6 protein-coding genes, 1 tRNA gene and 1 pseudogene are annotated in these 7293 nt (G+C 61.8%); 3 read left to right on the top strand and 5 right to left on the bottom strand.

The genetic code is table 11. From position 1 onward, the window contains the following. Nucleotides 1-77: 77 nt before the first annotated feature. The 4 genes from WBV42_RS19935 to WBV42_RS19920 all read right to left on the bottom strand — a co-directional run bounded on the left by WBV42_RS19935 (nt 78) and on the right by WBV42_RS19920 (nt 4678). Nucleotides 78-148, bottom strand: a tRNA-Gly gene (locus WBV42_RS19935). A 123-nt stretch (nt 149-271) separates the two neighbouring features. Beyond that, entirely contained in the window at nt 272-913 is a 642-nt protein-coding gene (locus WBV42_RS19930; protein WP_423987585.1) for a class I SAM-dependent methyltransferase, read from the bottom strand. Nucleotides 914-944: 31 nt separating this feature from the next. Further along, nucleotides 945-3044, bottom strand: a complete 2100-nt coding sequence (locus tag WBV42_RS19925; protein ID WP_423987584.1) for a type II secretion system F family protein — start codon at nt 3042-3044, stop codon at nt 945-947. Further along, nucleotides 3044-4678 (bottom strand): type II/IV secretion system ATPase subunit, encoded by a 1635-nt coding sequence (locus WBV42_RS19920; RefSeq protein WP_423987583.1) that lies wholly within the window; start codon nt 4676-4678, stop codon nt 3044-3046. Before WBV42_RS19920 ends, WBV42_RS19925 begins: the two co-directional genes overlap by 1 nt. A 241-nt stretch (nt 4679-4919) precedes the next feature. Between WBV42_RS19920 and WBV42_RS19915 the strand changes: the two genes are divergently transcribed. After that, nucleotides 4920-5393 carry a DUF5793 family protein gene (locus WBV42_RS19915; RefSeq protein WP_253229029.1) on the top strand — a complete coding sequence of 158 codons (474 nt, stop codon included), beginning with the start codon at nt 4920-4922 and terminating at the stop codon, nt 5391-5393. 18 nt (nt 5394-5411) lie between these two features. Here WBV42_RS19915 and WBV42_RS19910 read toward each other — a convergent pair whose 3' ends face one another. Next, nucleotides 5412-5543, bottom strand: a complete 132-nt coding sequence (locus tag WBV42_RS19910) for a hypothetical protein (RefSeq protein ID WP_255359158.1) — start codon at nt 5541-5543, stop codon at nt 5412-5414. A gap of 82 nt (nt 5544-5625) precedes the next feature. On the opposite strand from WBV42_RS19910, the gene WBV42_RS19905 reads away from it, so the two are divergent. Continuing rightward, nucleotides 5626-6987: a phosphomannomutase gene (locus tag WBV42_RS19905; RefSeq protein WP_423987582.1), complete on the top strand. Its 1362-nt coding sequence runs from the start codon at nt 5626-5628 to the stop codon at nt 6985-6987. Nucleotides 6988-7074: 87 nt separating this feature from the next. Beyond that, nucleotides 7075-7293 (top strand): annotated as a pseudogene (locus WBV42_RS19900) (BMP family lipoprotein); the annotation flags it as partial.

Below are 7293 nucleotides of genomic sequence, written 5' to 3'. Positions count from 1 at the left end.
GTCTAGTTCAAATCCCTTCTCGTTACGAAACCCGGATAGTGCACGTACCTGTCACTCGAAACCTGATAATCGAAGAATGCACCGGACGGGATTTGAACCCGTGCCATGAGCTTGGAAGGCTCAGGTCCTGCCACTAGACCACCGGTGCGTGCTGCTCACTTCGTTCGCATCACGCACCGTGCCTCACTTCACTCCGTTCAGTGAGACACCGGTGCTCGAATGCGTTCGAATGCGAGTGTACTTCTGAATTGTGCACCCCGGCTTAAGGGTGTTACTGTTTTCGCCCGCGGACGACGGCGTAGCAGTTCCCGCTCGAAATCGCCACGTCTTCCGGTTTCAACGCGCTGTTTTCGAGGTCCTCACGGAACTCGTCGGGCGAATAGATGTGATAGAAGCGCGGAACGGTCTCGCCGCCGGGGAGCGTCCAATCGACGGTCGTGTCGAACCCTTCCTCGCGGTCGAACTTGTCGTGGGCCGTGCTCCACGCGCTGACCAGCGCGGTGCCGTCCGGGGAGAGGACGCGAGCGAGTTCGTCCAAACTCCCGAGACGGGCCTCGCGGGTCGGCAGATGGTGAAGCGTGGCGACGTACACCGCGAGATCGACGGCATCGGCGGTGAGCGGAATCCGTGCCGCGTCACACTGCACCAAGTCGAGGTCGAACTCCCGTTCGGTCGCGCGCTCACGGGCCTCCGCGAGCAGGCCCGCGCTCACGTCCGCGCCGACGACGCGCTTTGCGTGGTCGGCGAGCAGTTCGGAGTGACGACCGTTGGCACAGCCGAGGTCGAGGGCGGTTTCACCCGCTCGGTCGTCGAGAAACGACTCGACTTCGGGCCACGCGTACTCCCGCGTCTTCGCGAAGTGGGCCGCGATGCGGTCGTAGGTCGCCCGCACGTCGTGGCTCGTCGGTTTCATACCCGAACTCCGAGCGGGGAACTCAAATGTCCTACGAGAAGACGACGAAGTCGATGACGAGGAACGCGACGTACGCGATGGCGAGCATCGCCGTCGCGTGTTTCGCGCCGTCCCGGACCTTCCCCTCGCCCATCTTGCCCGCGACGAAGCCGGAAAAGACGGCCTGGACGAGCGCGGTGTGGAAGAAGACCACGGTGTAGGCGTGGATGTTCACCGTCGAGATGTTGCCGAGTCCGCCGATCATGACGGGACTTCCGGCGGCGTTTCCGGATGGGAGGTTCTGGAGCGCGGGAACGAGGATGGCCGAGAGCGTCCCGATGATGACGAGGAAGATCAAAAACGAGAGGTAGATGATGATGAGGTAGGTCATCATCTCGTCCTCGCGCTGGCGTTGGAGGCGTTTGGATTCCTGTGCGTCGTCCGCCGCGATTCGGAGGACGCGCCCGATGTCGCCACTCGCGCGCATCGCGTTCGTCACCAGCGACACTACACGCGTGACGGTGGGCGTATCGATTCGGTCCTCGAACCGCCGGAGCGCGGTCGCGGTGTCGGTTCCCCATTCGATGTCGCGTTCCATGCGCGCCAACTCCTCGTTCAACGCGCCGAGGTCCCCCTTCGTCACCCGCCGAAAACTCTCCACGACCGTCATCCCGGCTTCGTTGACGCTGGCGAGTCGGTCGAGCATGTCCGGGATGGCCGCCTCGATGGCTTTGAGCCGACGGCGATTGTTCCATTGGACGACGGCGTACGTCCCCAACACGAACAGGGCGGCCTGCACCACGACGTCGTCCGCGGACGGGATGGTCGCCGTCCCCGCCGCGAGGTCCGGGAGGATTCGAACGACGATCGAAAGCAACGCGAGCGGAACCGTCAGATACAGCAGGGCGTCCGGGTTCTCCCGCACGGTTCGGAGCGGTTCGGTCAACGCGGTCCGAACGTTCTCGAACTTGTCGTAGGCGGCCAATCGCTCGGCGTTCGAGACGGTCGTTCCGCCGTCGCTCACTGTTCGTCCCGCGTCCGGATCGCTCACGCGACGAACCGTCGGGACGGTCGCCATCGGTGCAGTCCGGTTCTCACGGCTGATGTGCAGCGATTCGGTGATACTGTCGAGGTAGACGACGAACCCGACGTTGCCGAGCGGGATCAACAGATACGCCGTCAGGTAGAGGAACCGAAGCGTGTCGGCGATACCCATCAATCCCATGATGACGAGGATCGTGATGAGCAGGAGCGGGCCGACGACGAACAGCGACACGTACCCCTCGGCGAGGACCGAAAGCAGTTCGAGGAACGCCTCCTGCTCGGCTTTCGCGTCGCGTTGGTAACGTTCGTACTGCTCGCTGAGATACGACGGGAGACTCCGGCCGCTCTGGAGGACGCTCGCCAAGTTCTCGCCGAAATCCTCGAATTTCTCGCTCGGGGATTGGCGCGACATCTGTCTGATGGCGGTGAGCACGTCGAGGCCGAACAGGTCCATCGCTTTGACCCCGACGGCGATCTCCTCGGCCGCCTCGCCGTACACGTCGCGGTTTCGTGCCAGAATCCGCATGATGTCCGGCATTCCCATCCCGCTTCGGGAGAGTGCGTACGTGAACGCGACCGTTCGTGAGAGGCTGCTGTCGATCTTACGCGCGCGTGTGTTCCCTTCGTACGCTGGTAGCTCCCATCTGAGCCAGTACGTCAACCTCCCACCGAGAAGGCCGACCGTCGCGCTGCTGAACAGTAGGAGGATGAACAGATGACCGATGGACAACGAGGGAACGACGACGAGGTCGGCGAGGAAATCCAACTTCGTCGGAAGTTCGCTCCGGAGCACGGCAGGGGACACGGAGAGGGTCGCCAACACGAGTCCGGCGACGTAAACGCCGAGGATGCTTCCGGAGATGGCGGCCAACGTGCCGTACACCCACGTCTTCGAAGCGTACAGTCGGTACGTCTCTCCGACGTGTGCCGCCCGAAGAACTTCCTCCCGGCGGTTCCGTCGCCGCCCGCTATCACGAACGTAGGTGCCGAAGGTTTGGAGGGAAACTCGCGTGACGGTTCGATACGCCGTCGTGCTGACCGGGGCGAGTGCGACGGGTGCGAGGAGAACGAGTGCGAGGACGAGCGGGACGAAGTTCAGCAACCCCATCAGTCGAACTCCGCCACGGGCGAGTCGATGGTGCGTTCGACGTTCGAAACGACGGTCTCGGGGTCGGCGTAGTACTCGTTGACCATCGCGGTGAACCGACGGTAGTCCGAGATACCGTTCTCGCGGAGATACTGAAGGACGAGTTTTCTGTCCCGAAGTTCGGCAAGCAGTTGCGACTGCGTCCAACCGTGGTCGCGTCGAATCCCATCCAGCACGCCGCTGTCGCGTTTATGAAACGTATCGCCTGCCGCGTCCCACGTGAACGCGGTCGTGTAGTCCAAATCCCCGGTTCGTTGGTCGATACCGTTGATCTCGGCGAGTGCCTGATTCCGTCGCACGCGCTCCTCGCCGACGTAGGTCAACGACTGGATGGAGAGGATATCGAGTGACTGTATCATCGCGCGCGGGACGTTGATGGGTTCGTTTTCCAGGCGGTTGATGACCGTCTGTACGCTGTTGGCGTGCATCATGGAGTAGGTCGTGTGGCCGGTGTTCATCGCCTGAAACAGCGTCATCGCTTCGTTCCCGCGAACCTCACCGACGACGATGTACTCGGGGCGATGGCGCAGCGCCGAGCGAAGCAGGTCGTACATCGTGATGTCGTTCCCGGCGTCTAACCGGTCGCGGGTGACCGAGGAGAGCCAATTGTCGTGATACAGCGTCAACTCGCGGGTGTCCTCGATGCTGAGCACTTTCGAGCGCGGCGGGATGAACATCGAAATCGCGTTCATCGAGGTGGTCTTTCCGGACGCCGTCCCGCCCGCGAAGATGAGCGATTTGTTGTTCTCGATGGCCAACCAGAGGTAGGCCATCTGGTCGAGGCCGAAGGTTCCGTAGTTTATCAAATCGACGGGGGTGAACGGCTCGTCGGCATACTTCCGGATGGTGAACGCCGATCCGCGCGGGGTGACTTCCTGTCCGAGCGCGAGTTCCGCACGGCTCCCGTCCGGCAGGGTCGCCTCCACGACGGGTTCGCCGACGCTGACGTGTTGGCCCGACTGTTGGGCGAGACGGACCACGAGGCTATCGAGTTCCTCCTCGGAGTAGACGACGTTCGTCCCGATGTCGTTGTACTCGTCGTGATAGACGAAGATCGGGAGGTCGTAGCCGTCACAGGAGATGTCCTCGATGTGCGGGTCGTGGATGAGCGGGTCGAGTTTGCCGAACCCACGGAACGACCGGAAGAGATAGTAGAGAAGCCGGAAAAACATGGCCGGATCCACCTTGACGCCGTACACTTCGAGCAGTTCTCCCAGTTCGTCACGGAGGAGGGCCTCGGCCGTTTCGCCGCCCATCTCCCGGCGATAGATGAGCGATTCGCGCAGATCCGAGAACAGCCGGTCCAGCAGTTCGACCTCGAAATCGTCCAATTCCGGTTCGACGACGTGATACAGATACTCGTTCGCTCCCGAGTCGTAGTTGATGGAGACGAACGCGAACGGCGCGTTCAACCAGTATCGTTCGATTTCCTCGTATTCCGAAACACCAGTAAACGTAATGAGCGAGCCGTGTGACGTCGGGTCGTAGTCATCGACCGCTACGGTCGACCCCCGAAGCATCTCGGCGGTGCGCCGAATCGTGTGTCGCAATTCGCGCGCGCGGACGGTCAGTTCATTGAACGTTAGCCCCGACATGTTTGTCTAGTGTCCATCACGCGTCGGACCGGACGGCCGATTCCGGTTTCCCCCTGTCCAGCGCGTGAGAGACGTATCTTGTCACGCTCATCGAAGTGGGGATACTTAAATCAATGACTCGACAGGTACCGAGATGGCAAATGACATTGAACTATGAATATTTACCTTTCGAGAGGAGTGCTCACGTTTCGGTACATGGCGTTACGTTCATGAGACGCGAGAACGTAGGTTCGGGTACGGAATGAGGCGCGATTATTTCACATTGAACGTCGAAAATATCGACTGGGTCGAAACAGGCGGGACGCCCCAGAAACCGACGGTAATCATCGATTTCGAGGGACCATCCGCCACGCTTCGTGAGCGGCTTACCGGTCCATCCGGGGATCTTCTCGATGCGGGAGAGACGGACGTTACCTTTCGACTACAGGCCAGTCTCGACGACCCGTCGGCGACGGGCGTCGTGAGCGTGACGAATCGAACGACGGGTGACTTCATCCTCGAACTGAACGAAGACGCGGACGACGTGCTTCGGTTCATCCGCGCGGCCCGCGCGTACGGCGACGAGACTGACGAGTCAAATGGCCGCTATCACGTCGATATCGCGATCAACGGGGACCACGTGGTCGAATACGACAAGAGTACGTTCCTCGTGTACAACGACGCCGGTAATCTACTGCGCCAGCACAGTCTCATCCCGAGCGGCGTCGAACTGTAAACCGCCTTTTTCGCGCCTTCAGAACCACGGAGCGATGACGCCGGTCATCACCGCCGCGATATAGATCCCCGCGATTGCCGCGAGGAGGATGATTGTCCCGATCAGATAGTCGAACAATCCGTTCGGCGTCGTCAGCCTTGGTAGGTTCATGTCAACGTCTACGACGGACGGTGCTATAATCGTTGTTGGGGAAATCGAGAGGACCTAAGTACCAGGATACGAAGCCTCTCGTATGAACTTGTTCGGAACTGCGGGTATCCGCGGTGATGTCGTCGAGCGGGTAACTCCCGAACTCGCGCTCGCCGTCGGACGGGCCGCTGGACAACAGGGAGAGGCGTTCGTCGTCGCCCGCGACGGACGGGAAACCGGCGCGGCACTGGCCGCCGCGATGGAAGCCGGGTTGGAAAGTGCCGGGGCAACCGTCTACCGTGCGGGTCAGCTTCCGACACCCGCGCTCGCGTTCGCGTCGCAGGGTCGTCGTGGCGTCATGCTCACGGCGAGCCACAACCCCCCGACTGACAACGGTATCAAACTCTTTCACGACGGGCAGGAGTACGACCGCACCGCCGAGCGGGCAGTCGAAACCGGCGTCGAAGACGACCTACCGCCTCGCCCCTGGGACGAGTGGGGAGAGAGCTCCCGGGAGGACGTTCTCCACATGTACCGGAAGGCTGTGATGGAGTACGCGCGGGAGTACGGTGCACCGCTGAACGGCGTCCGCGTCGCCGTCGATTGTGGCAACGGGATGGCGAGTGTGGCGACACCCCAAGTCCTCCGAGCGCTGGGTGCGCAAGTCATCTCGCTCAACGCGAACGTTGACGGGCACTTCCCCGGCCGCCCGAGCAAGCCGACACCCGAGACGCTGACCGACCTCCGTTCGTTCGTCGCCGCCGACGATTTCGAGTTCGGACTGGCCCACGACGGGGATTCTGACCGGATCGTCGTCGTCAACGCGGACGGCGAGGTCGTCCACGAGGACACCGTTGTCGCAATCCTCGCGGAACACTACACGAGGAACAGCGAGGCCGACGATCCGGTGGTCGTGACGACGCCGAACGCCTCGGCGCGAATCGACGAGCGCGTTCGCGAGGCCGGGGGTCGCGTCGAACGCGTCCGACTCGGATCGCTTCACGAGGGAATCGCATCGGCGCTCGAAGACGGAGACGAGGGCACCGAAGTCGTGTTCGCCGCCGAACCGTGGAAGCACATTCACACGGGGTTCGGCGGATGGATCGACGGCGTGGTGAGCGCGGCGGTGCTCTCCCGACTCATCGCGGACGCCGGGGGTATCGAACCGCTCCGTTCCGACGTGACCGAGCGCCCGTATCGAAAGGTGAGCGTCGATTGTCCCGACGACGCGAAGACGGGAACGATGGAACAGGTCGAGACGACGCTCCCCGAACAGTTCCCCGAGGCCACCGTCGAGACGGAGTACGGGGTTCGTGCGGAGCTTTCGGATGGCTCGTGGGTCCTCGTCCGACCGAGCGGCACCGAGCCGTACGTCAGAATTTACGCCGAAAGCGAGAACGTGGACGGCCTCGTCGCCCGAACAAAAAATATCGTAACGAACGCCGTATCGAGTGTAAAAAAGTAACCGACGACGCTGTGTTTCAGTTATTTTTCGTGATTTCGAGCGCAAAGCGACGCGTTTATCACAAATCACTCGTCTGATTACTCATAGATGACGGACATTGACAAACGGCGTCGAACGGTGATGAAAGTAGGCGGTACCGTCGGCATTGCCGGACTTGCTGGTTGTATCAGTAGCCCCAGTGACAGCAATGGGGACGGTGGCGGCGACACCAGCAGCGACGGCGGGAGCGGGGACGACAACTCCTCGACGGGGACCGACGGGAACTCCGACAGCGGCAAGGACACCAACGTCGGGATGGTCTACGCG

The organism is Haladaptatus sp., assembly GCF_049589095.1.
Lineage (GTDB): Archaea > Halobacteriota > Halobacteria > Halobacteriales > Haladaptataceae > Haladaptatus.
This window is presented reverse-complemented; position numbering and strand designations above follow the sequence as displayed.

Bases quoted from the DNA above. Each gene is read 5' to 3' on its own strand.
- WBV42_RS19925 (WP_423987584.1), bottom strand. From the start codon at position 3,044: ATGGGGTTGCTGAACTTCGTCCCGCTCGTCCTCGCACTCGTTCTCCTC.
- WBV42_RS19910 (WP_255359158.1), bottom strand. From the start codon at position 5,543: ATGAACCTACCAAGGCTGACGACGCCGAACGGATTGTTCGACTATCTG.
- WBV42_RS19920 (WP_423987583.1), bottom strand. From the start codon at position 4,678: ATGTCGGGGCTAACGTTCAATGAACTGACCGTCCGCGCGCGCGAATTG.
- WBV42_RS19905 (WP_423987582.1), top strand. From the start codon at position 5,626: ATGAACTTGTTCGGAACTGCGGGTATCCGCGGTGATGTCGTCGAGCGG.
- WBV42_RS19915 (WP_253229029.1), top strand. From the start codon at position 4,920: ATGAGGCGCGATTATTTCACATTGAACGTCGAAAATATCGACTGGGTC.
- WBV42_RS19930 (WP_423987585.1), bottom strand. From the start codon at position 913: ATGAAACCGACGAGCCACGACGTGCGGGCGACCTACGACCGCATCGCG.